Source organism: Peribacillus sp. Bi96 (assembly GCF_918698115.1).
Classification (GTDB): domain Bacteria; phylum Bacillota; class Bacilli; order Bacillales; family DSM-1321; genus Peribacillus.
This window is the reverse complement of the sequence record NZ_CAKKLV010000075.1, coordinates 1-1086: the sequence shown is the minus strand read 5'-3', so window position 1 is coordinate 1086 and position 1086 is coordinate 1. Positions and strand designations below refer to the sequence as shown.

Annotated in this window: 2 protein-coding genes; both read right to left on the bottom strand. The window is 42.9% G+C overall.

All coding sequences use genetic code 11. From position 1 onward, the window contains the following. A partial coding sequence (locus tag LQ203_RS27355; RefSeq protein ID WP_230163067.1) for an L-serine ammonia-lyase, iron-sulfur-dependent, subunit alpha occupies positions 1-473 on the bottom strand: 473 nt, incomplete at its 3' end. Positions 474-513: 40 nt separating this feature from the next. Continuing rightward, positions 514-1086: L-serine ammonia-lyase, iron-sulfur-dependent subunit beta (gene sdaAB, locus LQ203_RS27350; RefSeq protein ID WP_230163065.1), on the bottom strand; the 573-nt coding region annotated here is incomplete at its 5' end.

The window sequence follows — 1086 nt, the reverse complement described above, 5'->3', positions numbered from 1 at the left end:
GAAGCATTGTTTGCAACCACGAACCCGAAGGCAGCGGAAGTGAAAAGAAATTCAATCATCTCTGCTCGCGTCGGGTTTAATTTTTCTTTTACGGCAAATAACGTACCGGGAACAACGCCCGCAGAACCGGCAGTCGGAGTGGCACAAATCATTCCCATTGCTGCATTCACTTCGTTCGTCGCAACAGCTTTACTGACGGCATCCAATAATAAATTGCCTGCGAGCGCCTTGCCCGTCTTGATATAATTTTGTAAAAGAACGGCATCTCCGCCCGTTAGGCCTGTCACGGACTGCACTCCTTTCAGACCTCTTTCCACCGCTTGTTCCATCACTGTCAAATTCCTGTCCATCTTTTCGATGATCTGTTCTCTCGGCAAGCCTGAGAACTCCATTTCTTGTAAAATCATGATTTCCGCGATTTTTACATTTTTACTTTCAGCAAGTTCAACCAACTCTGCTACATTTCGGAACATGTTTTTACCTCCATATCTATGCCAACACTTTTAATGATTATCATTCAACCATCCTTATGACTTGCGACACATTTTCCAATCCTTCAATTTCCTTCATGATATCGCTCTTGATTTTCTGATCGACCTCAATCACCATGAGGGCCATTTGACCTTTTTCTTTTCGTGAAACTTCCATATGTCCTATGTTAATTTCATGATTCGCCAATACTGTCGAAACGGAAGATATGATTCCAAACACATCGTTGTGTACGACTAGAATGGCTGGGTTTTCACCCGACAATTTAAGCTTGAACGTATTCAGCTCCGTTATTTCTATCGTTCCGCCGCCAATTGAGATTCCCACAAGTTCTAATTCTTTATCTTCGTCGAACAGTCTGATTTTGACTGTATTGGGATGATCCATCACAGTATCCTCGATTGTAAAGGAAACTTCCATACCGGCTTCTTCCGCTATCGTTAAAGAAGTGGGGATTCTTTCATCATCCGTATCGAAATCCAATATCCCGCCTACGACAGCAACATCCGTACCGTGTCCCCTGTATGTTTTTGCAAAAGAACCATATAAAGAAATAATGGCTTTCTTCGGTTGCTTTCCGAATAGTGTCCTTGCTAC